Origin of the sequence: Thalassotalea hakodatensis, from assembly GCF_030295995.1 — a bacterium.
In the GTDB taxonomy this organism is placed as follows: Bacteria; Pseudomonadota; Gammaproteobacteria; order Enterobacterales; family Alteromonadaceae; genus Thalassotalea_C; species Thalassotalea_C hakodatensis.
Genome location: NZ_AP027365.1, coordinates 1,159,681 through 1,175,856, shown reverse-complemented (window position 1 = coordinate 1,175,856; position 16,176 = coordinate 1,159,681). Strand labels below are relative to the sequence as shown.

The window sequence follows — 16,176 nt, the reverse complement described above, 5'->3', positions numbered from 1 at the left end:
GGTTTATACTATCATTTTCCTAAATCTGCCATTTATTAATACTCAGGCCAAATTTACTTGTACAGCTCAAGTAACAAAACCACCATTAGATCAGCCTCAAAAGAACGGTCTAATGTCTTCAAAGAACAAATTTATCATTAAGTTTTATCTTCTCTATAGATTTTGTACAACTGATTCCTTGAACAACCAATAATATCTGCTATTTCATTTTTAGTCAGATTGCTATTCTCATCATCCATCAGTTCAACAATACGCTTTCTTTTTTCATCGGTTATTTGACGGGGCTTACCAAACTTAACACCTTTAGCTCTTGCGCGTTCAAGGCCTTCTTGAACTCGCTCGTTGATTAAGTCTTTTTCAAACTCAGCAAAAGCACCTAACATGCTAAACATCAATTTACCGCTACTAGTTGAAGTATCTATCGCTTGATTAAGAACATTCAACGTTGCGCCCTTCTCTTCAATCATATCAACTAATTTATGTAGGTCAGTTAATGACCTAGCTAAACGGTCTAGTTTAGTAACAACCAAACTGTCCCCTTCCCTTAAATAATCAATCGCTTTATGCAATTCAGGACGGTCACTTTTCCCACCACTTAGTCTTTCCTTAAAGACTTTGTCACAATCTTTAAGCTGTTCAAGTTGTGCGTCTAAGTTTTGATTTTGAGTTGAGCAACGAGCGTAAGCAACTTTCATATTGTACTCTTTTATCTAGGAGTTAGATTACATAAATAAGATTACAATAAAGATTACAACATATCAAATGTATTTCGCGATAAATGAGGAAATAAATCAGTGTAATCTAATCTGTAATATAGATTACATCATAGGAGGGGGCGGTTAAGAGACTAGTTAGGTTTAATATATCTATAGAGGGAGTTGCACGTGTAACTTCAAAATATCAATGATAAAGTGATTCATATCGTCAGAAGAGTGCGCTAAGCGGAAGTTAAGAGTGACTAAATCAATACTTCAGCTCCTAGCCAATACCCAACATTAACTTTTGTAAAATAATTAACATATTAGGGGCAATTTCAACCAAAATAAATACATGTTTGTGGGGCTGCTTTAAGCTCAAAGCCGACTGTGGAGTTTAAACTCACTAACAACGGATAAAACTCCGTTAGTACGCATATATTAAGTTTTATTACCTCGTTTTATTCGAAATCCATTAACATTAACGAATATAGTTTATCAATTAAAATTAATAACTTGAGTTTGTAGTAATACCAACGGATAACATATCAGGCCAACTGATTACAAGTCCCTTAGTAGGTGGTGGTAATCTGTTGAATACTCTGCTCTGTAGTGGTGTTGATGTAATGAATTACAATAATTAACACCACTGTTTTTTAATCTAACACACTACAACAATTACTTAGTAGTTAATAATGTGTGCATTCTTTTAACTATCATTAATATTGTTAACATTAGGTTGATAGTGAAAAATACTATTAGCGGTGAAAAAAACCAAACATCAGGTTGTAAGTTAAAATGAATATTCTGTATTGTGAAATCCAACACACATCCACGTAACGCTTTCTCTATTAAACATAAGAAAACTAAAATTACAGACACAACAATCGAATAACAAATATTGTAATATAATTCATCAAGTAAGCTTTGTTTTGCTTTTAAAATTGGCTGATTATTATTGCTTTCAAGTTTTTCAGTTAATTTATTTCCTTGGTCATAAACCAATACTAAAACACTTAACAAAAGAGCAGTAAAGATAGCTCCAAAATTCACCAATAATGAAGACATTTGATCTGATTGTTTAAAACCAAAAAATACGGTTAAACATGCAACAATCACGGGTAACAATATGAAAGTAAATAAATCAGTGTAGTTTAGTTTACTATCTGAAGAACTTTTTAACGTATTAAAATGTCCTGTGATTATTTCAATTACGTTTATTTTGGAACTCATTACGCCACCTCTACACTAAGTCCAGGGTACATTGTTACAGCATACTCATTCACAATTTCTCTAGTCCACCGTCTAATTGAATTGAAATCAGGCACACCAGCATCCAATATAACGTCTTCATCTAGCTCAATTTCACATAATGGAGTTGAAACATTCCTGCCAATTCTAAATGTTTTTTGTTTATTATTCATTTCAACTACAGTTTTAATTTGTTCTCCATATTCACCTATTACTTCAATTGCTTGAAGTCGTTCAGAACCGGGAGTTATGTAATCTCTAAGCTTACCAAGTCCATTATTTCTAGGTGGTTTTATAACTAATTCTTGTTCATGATGCCCTAATAACCTTACTTGATCTGCAATGTCATTCACTCCTACAAATTTAGTAAGTCGAATTTCTTTTGCTGTTGCATCTAACCATGCATTGATGGCATTGTCATAAGATAATGGGTTCATTTGTATTACTAGGTTGGTAATACCCTGAAAATAATTGGAAAAAAGGCTATAAAATAATGTTTTAACACCAATACCTCTGTATGCATGCAAAAATGCTATAGCTTCATTAAAGCCTTTAGGTATAAAAAAATGTATAAAGTGTTTGATTATTTCAGCATTGTTCTGAGCTTTTTCAAAATCTATTTGACCAGTTTCAATATTAATAATATCTGTTTTGATACCATAATGCCCTACATTAAACCAACCAGATATTTCTCTAGTATTTTCGTCATAATTTAAGTCACTAAATTGAAATACTTGTTTGCTATCTTCAACTATTTTATATGCACCAGTATTGGCATTAATAAAGTCAATTAACAACTGAAATAAGTCGTATTGTCCTATATTATCTAACGTGCTATATCGTTGTTCTTGTCTACCATCTAAGTCCTTGTTGTAACAACGAAACAAGTATGGTGCTACAGAATGCATTAACTAATCCTTTATATGTTTTTATTATTGCAGGATGAAATATATCAAATAATAGTTAAAACTTCATTATTAGTAATATAATGACACCATAGGATACTTAATCCTTTGTTATATCATGTGAATAAATACTTCTAACGATTGCCACTAAATAATTAGCACTACTTGAGTGCGATTTTTATTTTTTTTAACCAAAAAACATTCCAGTCGAGTGTCTGCAATGGTGCCAATAGCGGCCTGTCATTCCACTTGTATCCAAGGTCAGTCACTCGGCGAAAGCAGAAGTTGGCATTATTTAGCTTTGCACAGCTACCTTTGGCTGTGAAAAGCAGAAAGTGATAAACGCCATTAAGCTTACACTGCTCCTAATTTATTGCTAGCCCCTTTTACCACTTTTAGATAAGTGTTAAATTACCCCACTTTGTAATTGCACAAGTAAGCATTAACACAATGACAGCATTTGAATTTCTATCCAAGCGCCCACTTTTGGTAATTCTCTATATCGTAATTATTTTATCTTGTTTATTTGGTGCTGCCGTTTACCTTAAACCACCTACAGTATCGGAACTAAAGTCAATCTGTGAAGAAAAGTCTGGGATAAAATTTTCATATGGCTCATTTAAATGTGAGGGAAGCCCGATAGATGAAATAAAACTACGGAAGACCCTTAACGACAATTTTGAAGCAAAATTAAAAGAAGAAAAAAAGCAACATAACAAAAGTATCAACAAGGTTCGAGCGGAACTTAATACAAAAATAGATTCATTAAGCCTTGAATTAAAAAGCAAGAAAGAATTGATTGAAAAATATGTTATTGCACTATCTAACTTTAAAAGCGGTAGAGATAAATTGGTAGAAAAAAATGAATTGCTCAATAAACAGTTAGATCACCTACAATTTAAAGGCGATGGTCAACTAATTGAATTTTTTAACTGGCTAAATGAAAAAATTAAGAACGACAAATCCCCAGAATGGAATGAACACTTCGTGTCTAACTCTAAATGGGACGAGAATACTTGTAATATCCAGTGGAGTATTGATTACAAAATCGGTGGAAAACATAAAACATGTTCAGTCATCACACCGTTGAATCAAATTAGACAAGCCTATAAGGATAGTGAAGACTCTTCTATCATTAGTATTAAATTTAGTGATTTTCAGATTGACACTTCTTTGCATGCTTGTAGTAAGTTACAAAATCAATTCAACAGTGGTTCTACTGAATCTCGAACATTGGTAAATTTGATTGATGCAACTTCAGCATCACGAGCTGAAGAAGTTTTCTCAAATATATATGATGTTCTTCCCTCTTCATGTAGGTAGCCGAAAACGGGATAAAGCAAGCGTAGCATGGGTTAAGGAGGAACGACGGTAACCCTCGCTACGATTATCAATGATTTCAGATATTGAAAAAAATGAGTTCTAAATCCGTATTGCTCTCATCATAGTTCTTATTTTTTAAAACTCATCTTCCATATTGGCACAAAGCTTATTCCCCCGCCTAGCTTAAGTGTCCGCATTACACAGACAGATCTAATATGTTCAATGCGCGTATGATTGCTATTACCTCTTAACAGCCTTAAAGCTGAGAGAACTAACGTCCGCATTGTCGGATCCCTTGTCGTTAAATAAACCAAGGCTTATGTCCGTTATCGTATCTTAGTGAACATAAACTTACCTAATATTGACGACTCATTTAGGTCAGCAAAGTGGCAATTGTGAATATTAGATCGTCGGATTGACTAGTACAAAACCAAAAAAACATGAGCAGATTAGAACCGATATATACAAAGCAAGATTACTTACTATTCTAAAAGAGGCTGGTTATCACCTTTCAGCTTTAATATTAAACTAATTATTTCATCTGAATTAACTTCCATAGCTTCACAATAAGAAATGAACTCAATAACATCAAGCCTTCTCTCCCCTTTCTCCACTTTACCAACAAGCGAATGAACAGTATCCAACTTATCGGCTAGCTGCCTCTGAGTTAACTTAGCTGTTTTTCTTTTTTGTATGAGCCAATCTCTCAAGAAAACATGCTCTTGGTCATAGATTGATTGTCTAAATTTTTTCATTGCACCTATTTTAGGTACATGTTACTTTGCTCCCATATTAGGAGCGGAATGGTAGTTCAAGTAATAAAAGGGAAATAAAATGAAAAAGTTAGCATTGACACTGGCATTAGCAACCACACTACCAATTAGTGCAGCAGATTTCTGGACAAGCGATGCTGATTTTAAAGAGGGTATGGCTGTAATCGCCAAAGCATCATCCGTTTATCAAACGTATTTCAATGATGACTCAGTTAAAAGTAATGAACTCAAGCAAACTTTAGTGCATGGCTGTAAAACTTTAAAAACTAAATATAACAACACCACAGATAGAACAGAATTTATGAAAAAGTACTACCCAAAAATAGATGCTATTTGTAATAAATACTTATAAACACAAAAATAACAACAAATTAAATTAGATGAAAAGCGATATGTACCCAGTTTTTCATTTAAAATTAATAGGGTACGGAGATATTTATGAAAAGGATAATCATTTCACTATTATTGATTAGTGGCTGTGCAACTACCTCTACAACCAACAATACGGAATTAGCAGCAAAAGTAATACCACAAAAAATGGCGGAAAACTGTACTTTTGTAGAGCAATTCGCAATAAATAAAACCAACTTATTTAACTCTGTTAATAGTAAAATCCAAAAAGCTCAAGTTGAGGCGGCTGAGAGAGCAGTATCAAAAGGTGCAAACTCTATGGTTATTGAAGATACAGATGTTACTGGAAATGGTCATGTTGTTAACGTTTCTGTATCTACATATAAATGTGATAGCTAGTTAAAAATAAATCACAATCTAAATAGGTAACAGAAAATAATCTGCTAGTAGTAAGCTTATATTCTGTTACCTGATGCCACCTCAATTAAACTCCCCTATGATGGCTACCGATTCTTTTAAGTAACATTTATCTATATTTTTCCCATATCTATCATAGGTTATACTCCCATTATAGTGTCCTAATATTTGCGCAGCATATTGACGAGCAACCCCTGCACGTTTTAACTCGGTAGCTACAGTGTGTCTCAATGAATGAAAGTCGACCTCCGCTTTTTGACCTTTGATAACAGATTTAAAAGGATTATTTCGGCTAAACCAACGGCTAGCAGCATGGCTATGACTCCCCCTAACTGGCTGCCATTCATGAAATAACCTATCAGCCTTACAATCAGCTACCCAATCCAATAAACCAAGTTCAATAAGCTTAGGATGAATAGGGATAGCCCGTCTAGCATTAGCCGATTTAAGTACTTCACCTCGAATATGAATAGCCTCAGCGGTTACATCACAAGGTTTCAATTGACATATTTCATTCATTCTTGCGCCTGTATAACGCCCAATCATAATAAGCCAATATCGTCTATCACTTCTATCGTATTGCTCTGCAAAGCTCATAAGGGTTCGTAATTGCTTTGAAGAATATGCCTTTCGACCATCTGAAATACTTTTCTTCTTCTCAATAACCCTAAGTCCCTCAAAGGGATTCTCAGAAATTGAGACATTATTCGCCATGCCCCAACGATAAAGAGCATTAAAATATTTTAAATAACGATTAAAAGTAGTCACAGTTTTAGTTAATAAAATAACTGCTTTTAACTCTATTGCTATTTCTCTAGTAATTTCGCCTTTTGGCAAAAAACTTAAAGCGTTTTTGATACGTGTATATTCTCGCTCGCACCACCTATCACCATTCTCAGCAAGGTAAGCTTTAATTAAACTCATTGTCGATGTATTGTGATTAGATGCGGGTTGAGTGTCAGGTGGTGTAGATGAACTGTCATTAACAGTAATTGAAGTGTCTTTTATTGCTGGCGGAGTGCCAAATAAGGTAGTACTTAATTTTCTGAACGCTGTTTTTTTACAACGCGTTCTTAATGATTTCCAAATAGTATTATTTCGATAGTAATAAATACCATTACGAATATATAAATGGGGGATATTAGCTGACTTCATTGTAGCACCAATTGTAGCAGTTACGCTTTATCTGGTGTAAGTCATTGATTTATTTAGGTTGGGTGGCAACCCAAACAGCCACACTCCGGCACATGAGTCGTCTGCTGCGGTTGCTTCCTTCCGGACCTGGCCGAGTTCACAGAGTATCATTGCGAAGGGACCGTAAGGGTCACCATAGATGCTATTATAGCGGCGAGGATTATCGCTAAACATTCACTGAGTTGCAAGAACAACCGATCAACTCTAGATTGATCGGCTAAAAGTTAATCGTTTTCTTGATTTTCTCTAGCTCTGGATAACTTTTCACTGATTTCTAGTAGCACAGACTTTATCACTAATAGGTTTTCTTTACCTATTCTTAACATTAATTTTTCTGCATCATCCAAGCTTTCGTAAGATTCATCTTTAAATTGATACATCACACTTGGGCGAACAAGTTCTAAGCGCTCTTTAGGGATCTCCATATCAAGTACTTTGGTAATTGAGTCTTGTAAAATATCAGTGAAATTTTCTTCTGGGTAGCCCAGTTCTCTATATGCCTCGTTAATCAGTGGTTTTAATTCAAAATACCAAGAAACTAACGTGTCTGTGTCTACCGAGCGTAATAAATCTACATATAAACTAAAACGTCTTGATGTAGTTTCATCCCATTTAATAACTATTTCATCATCTTCGTTGATCTCTTTTGCAGAAAAGGACGTAGTAGGTTTAATTAGTGGACTATGTTCGTAAGCTAATAACCCTTGAGAAAAATTATCGGTAAACACAACAAAACGGCGGATCATATCATCGTCGATGACCAGTTTAAGCAATTCTTTACGCCAAGTAATGCTAGGTAACTTTTCTTGAAGCCACTGATCACTTTCATTAAGCGTTGGTAATAAAGGTTTTGTCGGTTCAGGTGCTATTGGCTCTACTGGCTCTGGCACGACAACTTCTGGTTCGATTGGCGGTTCAGGAAGCGGTATTGGTTCTGGCTCAACAGGCTGTTCAACTTCCACAACAGGTTCAGATGGTTGCTTACGCTCCGGTTGCGTTGGTTCATCAAGGAGAAACCATAACAGCATTGCCACAATCACAATGATAATACCAATAACGAGAGGCCAAGGTGTTGATGACTGATTAGATGATGATTTATCCATACTTCCCCTGATTAAAAAACTTCGATGAAAAAAGAGTGTACAAAATTTACATTGGTTACACCCTCTCTATTGCAACGCTTTTTAACCAAGGTTTCAAGTAACATTTGTTTATTGTTCACACTTTCTTGCAATTTCGATAAATAATTGTCTTAAAAACAAGCCAATACTAAATTTTTTATACGGCATCTTTTTGGTTTTCAGGTAACGCTTGGCTAAATGCAGGCAGTTCATTGCAATTATTCGTGATACTATTAATTAAAGGGTATGGTGTCATATCAAGATTGAAGCGCTTCGCGTTGTATACTTGTGGCACCAAACAAATATCAGCGATGGTAATATCATCACCAAAACAGTATCTGCCAGCTGTTTTACTTAATTTTGCTTCAATTGCAGTAAAACCTAAATGCATCCAGTGATGTGACCAACGTAGTTTATCTTGATCAGAACAATGTAATTCGTTCGCTAGATATTGCTGTACACGCAAATTATTCACAGGGTGTATCTCACACGCAATGTCAAACATTAGCGCTTGCACTAACGCTTTATCTTGTACAGCGCTAGGGTAAACAGCAGGCTGTGGATATTTTGCGTCGAGATAATCAATGATAGCGATAGATTGATTTAAAATAAAACCGTTATCTTCTAAGGTTGGTACTAGGTGAGTAGGATTCATATCAACATAATTTTTTTGATGTTGTTCTCCCCCAGCCTTAACCAAATGAACAGGGATTGTTTCGTACGGAATATCCTTCAAATTAAGTGTAATTCTTACGCGATAGGCCGCAGAAGAGCGCCAATAGCCATACAATTTCATATAAATATCACCTTAAAAAGTCAAATAATAAAAGAAACGTACTTAAAGACCAATGATTTATTGATAATAAAAAAGCAACCATTGTTATGGTTGCTTTACAGTAATTTCAATCGATTAACTATATTTTCACGGTTTTTTTATTGATATCATATTCACGTAACTTATTAGCGATAGCCGTATGACTCAATCCAAGCTTCTTTGCTAACTGACGCGTGCTAGGATATGCAGGGTATAACTTTCTTAATAGATCCGCTTCAAAGCCTTTAACCGCCGCATCTAACGTACCCTCAAATTCTTGTTCTAAATAACCATGTTCTCGCGTATATGCCGGCAATTGAAGGTGTGATGTTTGAATAAGATTACCTTCCATTAATGATACAGCCCTGATCAACACATTTTCTAATTGCCTGACATTGCCAGGCCAAGGGTAGTGTTCTATAAAGTCACGACAATCATCAGACATATTAATACTGCCTTTACCAATTCGTTGACCAAATTTTGCAATAAAATATTCCGCCAAAGGAATAATATCAGAACGTCGTTCTCTTAATGATGGAATGTTCAACCCCAGTACATTTAAGCGATAATATAAATCTTCCCTAAACTCACCTTGCTGTACCATGGTTAATAAGTCATGGTTAGTGGAACTAATAAATCGAACGTTTACATTGATTTCTTTCTCATCATCAACTCGCCTAAAAATACCATCTTGTATCACGCGCAAAAGCTTAATTTGAAGTTTTGGCGACATCTCCCCTACTTCATCAAGAAAAATAGTTCCGCCACCAGCCAGTTCAAACAACCCTTTTTTAATTAACTCAGGTTTGTTCGATCCCATACCAAATAATTCAGTTTCGGCTGCCTCATCTGGTAATGAAGCACAATTAAGCGTCATAAAGGGTTTTTCTGCACGATCACTTGCAGCATGACAGGCGCGAGCAATTAATTCTTTACCCGTGCCTGTTTCACCTACAAGTAGCATTGAGGATTCAAGCAACGACATTCTTTTCGCTTCACGAATCACTTTTCGCATTGCACCGCTACTTGCTTGAATGCCAGCAAAATTATTTTCATTTGCCTGTTTAAATGCACTCATCTGTTGACCTAAGCGAATTTCTGATTTTAAAATCAGTACAGCGCCGGCAAGAATAACCTCGCCATCAATGCCTTGGATATGAATAGGCATAATATCAGCAACATAATCATCATCAATAAATTTGAGCCGTCTTGTTTGTGCTAAGACTTCTTCACTATCAAGCCAACGATTAAAATTAAAACCTTTAAGCCACTGGCTTACATGTTGACCAACAATTTCATTGTTACTGCAACCAATAATACTCGCTGTAACGTGGTTGACAATTCTAATGTTCCCTTTTGCATCAATAGAAACAAAGGGATCGGGAAACGTTTTGATTAACGTAGAAAGTTCATTTTTTTCACGTTCAGAAGGCATATAAGGCGTTGTTTTAACATCTTCTACCCCTTCTATTAAACGTAACTGTGGCATGAATGTTTGCAATTCAGAAAAATCTAAATCAGGTATATTGATGAATATTTTTCCAGGTTGTTCTAATTCGATACCACGTAAATCAATACTACGTTCTACAAATATGCTTAAAACATCTTGTGCTATGCCAACGCGATCTAAACAACCAATTTCTAATCGCATAAACGTTTCCTCAAACTCATCATGCTTAAAGCTTTATTGTAAACTAATTTTTACAACAAAAAAAAGCCCCCCTACATGGAGAGCTTTATGTAATTAATGTAACTAAGTATTACAATAAGGCGTCAGTTTTGGCCGCACAAATAAAATCGTTCTTATGCAGCCCTTTAATAGCGTGCGACCACCAAGTTACTGTTACCTTACCCCATTCCAATAAAATGGCTGGGTGATGAAACTCTTCTTCCGCTAAAGTTGATACTTTATTTGCAAATGCCCAAGCTAATTTATAATTTTTAAATTTATAAACGCGTTCTAACATCATTACTCCATCTCTGACTTCAGGTACCCAATCAGGTATTTGAGACATTAATGTTTGTAACTCTTCGTCTGTAACTTTAGGGGCGTCGGCATGACACGCTTCACATTTTTGTGTTGATAACTCTGAACTCATTTTATTTATCCTTAACTCGCTTGCTTTTCTTCTTTAGGAGGAAATTTTGCTTTGTGTAAACCGAGTGCCTTTGCTTGCTCGATCAATTCAAATATATCTTCAATTTCATATTTTCTGATCTCGTCAAGATCAGTGACTTTAGTTAACATATAATATACTGGCTGTAGAATATCAATGCGATAAGGTGTACGAAGTACATCGAGTACGTTATCAAGTGACAACGTTTTTCTTTCTACATTTTTATCATTTAGCGCATATTCTGTTTCCGTCGGTGAAGAAATAATACCGCCGCCGTATACTCGTAATCCTTCTGGTGTATCAAGTAAACCAAACTCAACGGTAAACCAATACAATCTCGCAAGGAACACGCGTTGTTCTTTTGTCGCATTAAGCCCCATTTTTCCATATGCTTCTGTATAATCAGCAAACGAAGGGTTTGTTAATAAAGGGCAATGACCAAAGATTTCGTGAAAAATATCTGGTTCTTGTAAATAGTCAAACTCTTCTCGAGTACGGATAAACGTTGCAACCGGAAATTTCTTTTCAGAGAGCAAACGAAAAAACTCTCCAAAACCAATCAATGCTGGCACAGGCTCACATTGCCAACCCGTTTCAGCTCTTAACACCTTACTGACTTCTTCCAGTTGTGGAATACGATCGGTTGGTAACTTTATTTTCTCAAGCCCTGCGATATATTCATCACACGCAGTACCTTGAATGCATGATAACTGCCTGGTGATCAGGTCATGCCAAATGTTATTTTCTTCATCGCTCCATTGAATGTTTCCATCCTCATCAGGATATTTCGAAACGTATGCGCTGCTCTTAGCCATGTTGTAACCTTAAATTTATAAACTCAGCACATTGTTGCTGTTCTTATTGCGCTAAGTTAAGGCGTATTGCCTTTATTATAGATGACAGACATATTAAGCGATAACCATAGCAAAAAGCACCAAATTTAATTCGGCAACCAAATGACGCACAACTCAGTTTGTAAAAATATAATTACACTTTAATTGACAGCAACCATTAACTGACTGTTTAAACAAGAATAATTATATTAAAAGTATCTGTTTTAATTGTTTTCACCCGTATTTTATTCAAGATTTTTTTGATAGTGACACAATCTTTGACACGATTTGTTTACGAATAGTACCTAATTTAGGCGCTTCTTTTTGTTCAAACGCTATTGGTCGGCAAAGCTTCATCGTTTGCAATCCTAACCTGGCTGTTAACATTCCCGCACCAAGACCTTGTGCCAAACGTGCCGAAAGTTTACCTAATAAGTCAGCGCCAACTAAATCAGCACCTACATCAGCAATCAACTCTGATGCGCCAGCGTAAACCATGTTAACGAACACTTGTTTGATCAACTTAATGCGTGACCAATAGCCGATTTGTAAACCATACAAACTCGATATTTCGTTAATCATTTTAATGTTGCGCCAAAACATGAGCCCCATATCCACAAGGGCAATAGGACTTAACGAAACAAGAACAACCGCTTCTGTGGAATATTTACTAATTTTATCTAATACTTTTTGATCAGCTGGCAACAGCACTTGTTTAGAAAATAACGAGATAACTTCTTTATCTGTCATCTCTTCAGCAATTGAAGATGACCATGAGTTCAGCACATTTTCTTTTGCATCGCATGGCATTTTATCCGCCACTTTATCGCATAAAGCTCTCGCTGATTTTGATGAATTATTCTCACAAAGTTCATGAAATGATTGCCGCGTTGATGTTCTTTTCTTTAAAGCACGTAACCCTTTAACTTCCTGGTATATTGTGCGTGAACACATTAAAAAAACGACAGCGAGTAAAGCCGCATACAACCCTGTAATAAAAGGCTCTTTTTCAAAACCTTCAATAAAGAACAAACTTGCTTCAATAAATAGTAACACTGTTAATAACAATAAACCGCTCTTGAGCAACCATCGAGATGGAGATTTGCTTATTGTTTGTTCTTGAAGGATTTCAATGCTTTCATCATCTGCAAGGGGTTCAAAGTTATCTTGCCCGATAATAATTTGCTCTACCGGTTCTGGTAAACTTTTATCGTCTTCGGTATTTAACGTTGATTCTTCAAATAATATTTGCTGTTGATATTTTTCTTTATCTTGGGTCATTTCATCTTATCTCCCAATAAAAACTCTAGTACTTGATCCATACGAATATGTTGAAAAGGCTGATGTAACCCCGTAGAAACCAACGGAGCAAATGGCACAAATTTAAATTGATAATCTTGCCAATAAGATTTTGCAGGAAGTTCTTTCGGTACCATGCCGGGGTACAGCGTAATTTCCTGAAAATCAGATAATTGATTGCCACGAACAACAGGTATTTGTTTTCCTTGATGCTGACTTTTGCCAAATTGAGTTGCTTTAACCGATGATATAGCGAGTGTTTCAGTATTAATATTATCAAAATTTGTTTTCTGTCGTACTGGGTGTACTAACTGTGCGAGCAAAGAAGTCAAATTACCGTGTTGTTCCGGTGTTACATGATCTGATTTAGTCGCAGCAAATAATAACTTATCTATCTTAGGAGAAAATAATCGTGATATAAAGTTTGTTGAACCATAACGGAAGCTTTCAGTGATTAGCGTGATTGCTTGCTGTAAATCTTTAAAACTACTATGCCCATTATTCAATGGTGTGAGGCAATCAGCCAAAATAATTTGACGATCAAAATTAACAAAATGTTCTTTATAGAACTCTTTTACTACCCGTTCTTTGTATTCAATATAACGCGCTCTTAACATACCAATTAAGGTATCATCTTGTGCTTTTTGATAATGATCTAAATCAATATGTTTAAATTGTGTATAAGGAAAAAATTGTAAAATAGGTGCACCGGCAAGATCACCTGGTAAGATAAAACGTCCTGGCTGTATAAGAGATAACCCCATTTCATGACGAAATTTGTTGAGTAATTCAGTGTATTGTTTCGATATATCTTCTAAAAGCTTTTCATCAACTGGTTCAAAGGGTGATATTGATTCAATACGGTTTAAAAAACTAGCAGCTTCATCGGCACGGGGCGATTGCAATAATAGCTCTGTAGTCGCTTGACTCCATTCTTCGTAAGTTTGATTTAGCATAGGCAAATCTAATAACCATTCGCCAGGATAATCAGTAATGTCTACAAAGAGTGTTGCAGCATTAGTCGTGTACTTGATAAAAGAATCTTTTGGTTGATACTTTATTGCAATACGTAATTGGCTGATCCCTTTTGTTGGCGCTGGCCAATGTGGTGGTTCTTCACTTAGCGCTTGCGCCGCGGAATCATAATCAAACCTTGCGATATGTAAATTTTTTTGTGGAACCCGTTTAGCAGCGATAAAACGTCCTTCTTGCATGGTTGAGAAGAACGTCATTTGAGATTGTGCATTTTCATTAATTAATTGGTTTACTAAGGAAGTGATAAACGCCGTTTTACCACTTCGACTGAGCCCTGTAACAGCAAGATTAATATGTTGATCTATCGCGCGATGTTTAAGCACATTGGCTTTAACACGTATTTTTTCGATTAATTCTTTTTCAATTAAAGGCATAGTTTTACAACTCAGATAATCAACTGGTTATACCAAGCCGTGTCAGAAAATAATACTTAGAACGGTATGGCATTATTATTTAATAAAAAACTACGGAATATAGTAACCAGTTTACACACTAAAATATATGAGAAACATTTGAAAAATAGTGAAAAAAAGCGGTATAAACCGCTTTTATAATTTGTTGATTTCACGAGAAACCGTGAATTCAGGTGAGGTAACATAGCGTTCCATTAACTGTAGCTCTCGCTCTAGCATAGTAAACTTTTTACGTATATCATGAAAAGCTTGCTTTGGCGGTTCTCCTGCCTGCCAAATACGAGCCTTAACCTTTATTGGCTCTGCTGCTAATTCATCTTGAAAGTCATTTTCCTGTTGTTTGGCACTATGTTGTTTCGTTGTTGAATTTTTGGCTGTTAATGGTGTTTTATCCAATATGAACCATGCAGCAATATAAATAACAATAAACCAACCCATACCTAATAAGACACCAGATACAACAAGTATACGCACTAACCAAGTTTCCCAGCCAAAGTAATCAGCTATTCCTGCACAAACGCCTGCAACTTTACCTTTACTTGGGTTACGAAAAAGCTCACCGCGGCATTTTTTTATCATACTTTGTTTCTCCAATCAGGCGTTTCAGCATCTAATATCGCTTCAAGCGTTTTGATACGATCTGCCATTTTATCGGCTAACTCAGATAATTCAGATAGCTGGTGATATTCTTCTTCAGTAAGCCCTTGGCTAATTTGTCGTTTACTTCGATAATGTAGCACTAACCATATAGGGGCTACGATTATCATAAAAATAATGACAGGCGCTAAAATAATCTCTTCCACGATACATCTCCTTCCGATTCGATTAGCAATTTACTGTTAAACTAAGTTATTTAGATTTTTTTTCTGGTTTCATCTTAGCTTTTAACTGCGCTAATTCATCATCTATATTTTCATCGTTTTCAAGCTCTGCAATTTCATCTGCTAAAGACTTGCTACCAAGATCATAAGCTTCTACTTGCGCTTCTATATCATCAATTTTGCGTTCATAACTATCAAACCGATTTAAAGCATCATTCACTTTATCGGAATCGATATTGCGCTTAACTTTTAGTCTAGAATTTGCGGTTTTTTCACGCATGATAATAGCTTTTTGACGTGCTTTTGCATCAGCTAACTTTTCTTGTAACTGAGATATCTCATCTTGTAATTTAGCAATGTGCTCATCTACATGGCTCAATTCATCACGTAATGCTTGTGAATTTTCACTGCACTTTTTCTTTTCTACAAGTGCAGCCCTTGCTAAGTCTTCCCGACTTTTACTTAATGCTAACTCCGCTTTTTCTTGCCATTGTTCAGCATCGTTCTCAAATTTTTCAGCTTGGCGCGCTAATTCTTTTTTATCGGCTAACGTTTTAGCTGATGTAGAGCGAACCTCTACTAAGGTATCTTCCATTTCCTGAATGATCAGGCGTACCATTTTCTCCGGGTCTTCAGCTTTATCTAATAAGCTATTGATATTCGAATTGATAATATCTGTAAATCTTGAAAAAACACCCATTTTTACTTCCTCATTCTATTAGAAATGTGTGGCGATGCTTTCTAGTATTCACATTTTACGCCAAGATTATAATCATCTTTAAGTGGTTGTTTTAATTATTTTTATCAACATTGC

General features: G+C 35.5%; 18 protein-coding genes and 1 other RNA gene. 3 read left to right on the top strand and 16 right to left on the bottom strand.

What is annotated here, in order from left to right:
* Nucleotides 1-137: 137 nt before the first annotated feature.
* The 3 genes from QUE72_RS05115 to QUE72_RS05105 form a co-directional block, all read right to left on the bottom strand.
* Nucleotides 138-695: a recombinase family protein gene (locus tag QUE72_RS05115; protein ID WP_286271953.1), complete on the bottom strand. Its 558-nt coding sequence runs from the start codon at nucleotides 693-695 to the stop codon at nucleotides 138-140.
* A 678-nt stretch (nucleotides 696-1,373) separates the two neighbouring features.
* The gene (locus tag QUE72_RS05110) at nucleotides 1,374-1,928 is read right to left on the bottom strand and encodes a hypothetical protein (protein WP_286271952.1); all 555 of its coding nucleotides are present in this window, start codon (nucleotides 1,926-1,928) and stop codon (nucleotides 1,374-1,376) included.
* Nucleotides 1,928-2,854 carry a hypothetical protein gene (locus tag QUE72_RS05105; protein ID WP_286271951.1) on the bottom strand — a complete coding sequence of 309 codons (927 nt, stop codon included), beginning with the start codon at nucleotides 2,852-2,854 and terminating at the stop codon, nucleotides 1,928-1,930. The genes QUE72_RS05110 and QUE72_RS05105 overlap by 1 nt, the downstream gene beginning before the upstream one ends.
* 447 nt (nucleotides 2,855-3,301) lie before the next feature.
* Between QUE72_RS05105 and QUE72_RS05100 the strand changes: the two genes are divergently transcribed.
* The gene (locus tag QUE72_RS05100; RefSeq protein WP_286271949.1) at nucleotides 3,302-4,174 is read left to right on the top strand and encodes a hypothetical protein; all 873 of its coding nucleotides are present in this window, start codon (nucleotides 3,302-3,304) and stop codon (nucleotides 4,172-4,174) included.
* A gap of 482 nt (nucleotides 4,175-4,656) precedes the next feature.
* Here the strand turns inward: QUE72_RS05100 and QUE72_RS05095 are convergent, their stop codons facing one another.
* On the bottom strand, nucleotides 4,657-4,929 hold the full coding sequence (locus tag QUE72_RS05095) for a helix-turn-helix domain-containing protein (RefSeq protein WP_286271948.1): 273 nt from the start codon (nucleotides 4,927-4,929) through the stop codon (nucleotides 4,657-4,659).
* A 79-nt stretch (nucleotides 4,930-5,008) separates the two neighbouring features.
* Between QUE72_RS05095 and QUE72_RS05090 the strand changes: the two genes are divergently transcribed.
* Nucleotides 5,009-5,299: a hypothetical protein gene (locus QUE72_RS05090; RefSeq protein ID WP_286271946.1), complete on the top strand. Its 291-nt coding sequence runs from the start codon at nucleotides 5,009-5,011 to the stop codon at nucleotides 5,297-5,299.
* 86 nt (nucleotides 5,300-5,385) lie between these two features.
* Nucleotides 5,386-5,697, top strand: a complete 312-nt coding sequence (locus tag QUE72_RS05085) for a hypothetical protein (RefSeq protein WP_286271945.1) — start codon at nucleotides 5,386-5,388, stop codon at nucleotides 5,695-5,697.
* 81 nt (nucleotides 5,698-5,778) lie between these two features.
* Here the strand turns inward: QUE72_RS05085 and QUE72_RS05080 are convergent, their stop codons facing one another.
* The 12 genes from QUE72_RS05080 to pspA all read right to left on the bottom strand — a co-directional run bounded on the left by QUE72_RS05080 (nucleotide 5,779) and on the right by pspA (nucleotide 16,062).
* Complete coding sequence (locus tag QUE72_RS05080) at nucleotides 5,779-6,870, bottom strand: site-specific integrase (RefSeq protein ID WP_286271944.1); 1,092 nt, start codon at nucleotides 6,868-6,870, stop codon at nucleotides 5,779-5,781.
* Between the two features lie 69 nt (nucleotides 6,871-6,939).
* Nucleotides 6,940-7,036, bottom strand: an RNA gene (gene ffs / locus QUE72_RS05075) — signal recognition particle sRNA small type.
* 97 nt (nucleotides 7,037-7,133) lie between these two features.
* Complete coding sequence (locus tag QUE72_RS05070; protein ID WP_074499429.1) at nucleotides 7,134-8,012, bottom strand: DUF3014 domain-containing protein; 879 nt, start codon at nucleotides 8,010-8,012, stop codon at nucleotides 7,134-7,136.
* Between the two features lie 175 nt (nucleotides 8,013-8,187).
* The gene (maiA, locus tag QUE72_RS05065) at nucleotides 8,188-8,826 is read right to left on the bottom strand and encodes a maleylacetoacetate isomerase (RefSeq protein ID WP_286271942.1); all 639 of its coding nucleotides are present in this window, start codon (nucleotides 8,824-8,826) and stop codon (nucleotides 8,188-8,190) included.
* Between the two features lie 118 nt (nucleotides 8,827-8,944).
* Nucleotides 8,945-10,495, bottom strand: coding sequence for a transcriptional regulator TyrR (gene tyrR, locus QUE72_RS05060; RefSeq protein WP_074499431.1), 1,551 nt, complete (start codon nucleotides 10,493-10,495; stop codon nucleotides 8,945-8,947).
* Between the two features lie 109 nt (nucleotides 10,496-10,604).
* The gene (locus tag QUE72_RS05055; protein WP_074499432.1) at nucleotides 10,605-10,943 is read right to left on the bottom strand and encodes a 4a-hydroxytetrahydrobiopterin dehydratase; all 339 of its coding nucleotides are present in this window, start codon (nucleotides 10,941-10,943) and stop codon (nucleotides 10,605-10,607) included.
* Nucleotides 10,944-10,954: 11 nt separating this feature from the next.
* Nucleotides 10,955-11,776: a phenylalanine 4-monooxygenase gene (gene phhA / locus QUE72_RS05050; RefSeq protein ID WP_286271940.1), complete on the bottom strand. Its 822-nt coding sequence runs from the start codon at nucleotides 11,774-11,776 to the stop codon at nucleotides 10,955-10,957.
* Between the two features lie 267 nt (nucleotides 11,777-12,043).
* Nucleotides 12,044-13,075 carry a YcjF family protein gene (locus QUE72_RS05045; RefSeq protein WP_286271938.1) on the bottom strand — a complete coding sequence of 344 codons (1,032 nt, stop codon included), beginning with the start codon at nucleotides 13,073-13,075 and terminating at the stop codon, nucleotides 12,044-12,046.
* Nucleotides 13,072-14,502 (bottom strand): YcjX family GTP-binding protein, encoded by a 1,431-nt coding sequence (locus QUE72_RS05040; RefSeq protein ID WP_286271936.1) that lies wholly within the window; start codon nucleotides 14,500-14,502, stop codon nucleotides 13,072-13,074. Before QUE72_RS05040 ends, QUE72_RS05045 begins: the two co-directional genes overlap by 4 nt.
* Nucleotides 14,503-14,676: 174 nt before the next feature.
* On the bottom strand, nucleotides 14,677-15,120 hold the full coding sequence (gene pspC, locus QUE72_RS05035) for an envelope stress response membrane protein PspC (protein WP_074499435.1): 444 nt from the start codon (nucleotides 15,118-15,120) through the stop codon (nucleotides 14,677-14,679).
* Nucleotides 15,117-15,344, bottom strand: coding sequence for an envelope stress response membrane protein PspB (gene pspB / locus QUE72_RS05030; protein WP_074499436.1), 228 nt, complete (start codon nucleotides 15,342-15,344; stop codon nucleotides 15,117-15,119). Before pspB ends, pspC begins: the two co-directional genes overlap by 4 nt.
* Before the next feature lie 46 nt (nucleotides 15,345-15,390).
* Nucleotides 15,391-16,062, bottom strand: a complete 672-nt coding sequence (pspA, locus tag QUE72_RS05025) for a phage shock protein PspA (RefSeq protein ID WP_074499437.1) — start codon at nucleotides 16,060-16,062, stop codon at nucleotides 15,391-15,393.
* Between the last annotated feature and the right edge of the window lie 114 nt (nucleotides 16,063-16,176).

Bases quoted from the DNA above. Each gene is read 5' to 3' on its own strand.
- QUE72_RS05095 (WP_286271948.1), bottom strand. From the start codon at position 4,929: ATGAAAAAATTTAGACAATCAATCTATGACCAAGAGCATGTTTTCTTG.
- QUE72_RS05115 (WP_286271953.1), bottom strand. From the start codon at position 695: ATGAAAGTTGCTTACGCTCGTTGCTCAACTCAAAATCAAAACTTAGAC.
- QUE72_RS05040 (WP_286271936.1), bottom strand. From the start codon at position 14,502: ATGCCTTTAATTGAAAAAGAATTAATCGAAAAAATACGTGTTAAAGCC.
- QUE72_RS05090 (WP_286271946.1), top strand. From the start codon at position 5,009: ATGAAAAAGTTAGCATTGACACTGGCATTAGCAACCACACTACCAATT.
- tyrR (WP_074499431.1), bottom strand. From the start codon at position 10,495: ATGCGATTAGAAATTGGTTGTTTAGATCGCGTTGGCATAGCACAAGAT.
- QUE72_RS05110 (WP_286271952.1), bottom strand. From the start codon at position 1,928: ATGAGTTCCAAAATAAACGTAATTGAAATAATCACAGGACATTTTAAT.
- QUE72_RS05055 (WP_074499432.1), bottom strand. From the start codon at position 10,943: ATGAGTTCAGAGTTATCAACACAAAAATGTGAAGCGTGTCATGCCGAC.
- QUE72_RS05105 (WP_286271951.1), bottom strand. From the start codon at position 2,854: ATGCATTCTGTAGCACCATACTTGTTTCGTTGTTACAACAAGGACTTA.
- QUE72_RS05085 (WP_286271945.1), top strand. From the start codon at position 5,386: ATGAAAAGGATAATCATTTCACTATTATTGATTAGTGGCTGTGCAACT.
- maiA (WP_286271942.1), bottom strand. From the start codon at position 8,826: ATGAAATTGTATGGCTATTGGCGCTCTTCTGCGGCCTATCGCGTAAGA.
- pspC (WP_074499435.1), bottom strand. From the start codon at position 15,120: ATGATAAAAAAATGCCGCGGTGAGCTTTTTCGTAACCCAAGTAAAGGT.
- QUE72_RS05070 (WP_074499429.1), bottom strand. From the start codon at position 8,012: ATGGATAAATCATCATCTAATCAGTCATCAACACCTTGGCCTCTCGTT.
- QUE72_RS05045 (WP_286271938.1), bottom strand. From the start codon at position 13,075: ATGACCCAAGATAAAGAAAAATATCAACAGCAAATATTATTTGAAGAA.
- QUE72_RS05080 (WP_286271944.1), bottom strand. From the start codon at position 6,870: ATGAAGTCAGCTAATATCCCCCATTTATATATTCGTAATGGTATTTAT.
- QUE72_RS05100 (WP_286271949.1), top strand. From the start codon at position 3,302: ATGACAGCATTTGAATTTCTATCCAAGCGCCCACTTTTGGTAATTCTC.
- phhA (WP_286271940.1), bottom strand. From the start codon at position 11,776: ATGGCTAAGAGCAGCGCATACGTTTCGAAATATCCTGATGAGGATGGA.
- pspA (WP_074499437.1), bottom strand. From the start codon at position 16,062: ATGGGTGTTTTTTCAAGATTTACAGATATTATCAATTCGAATATCAAT.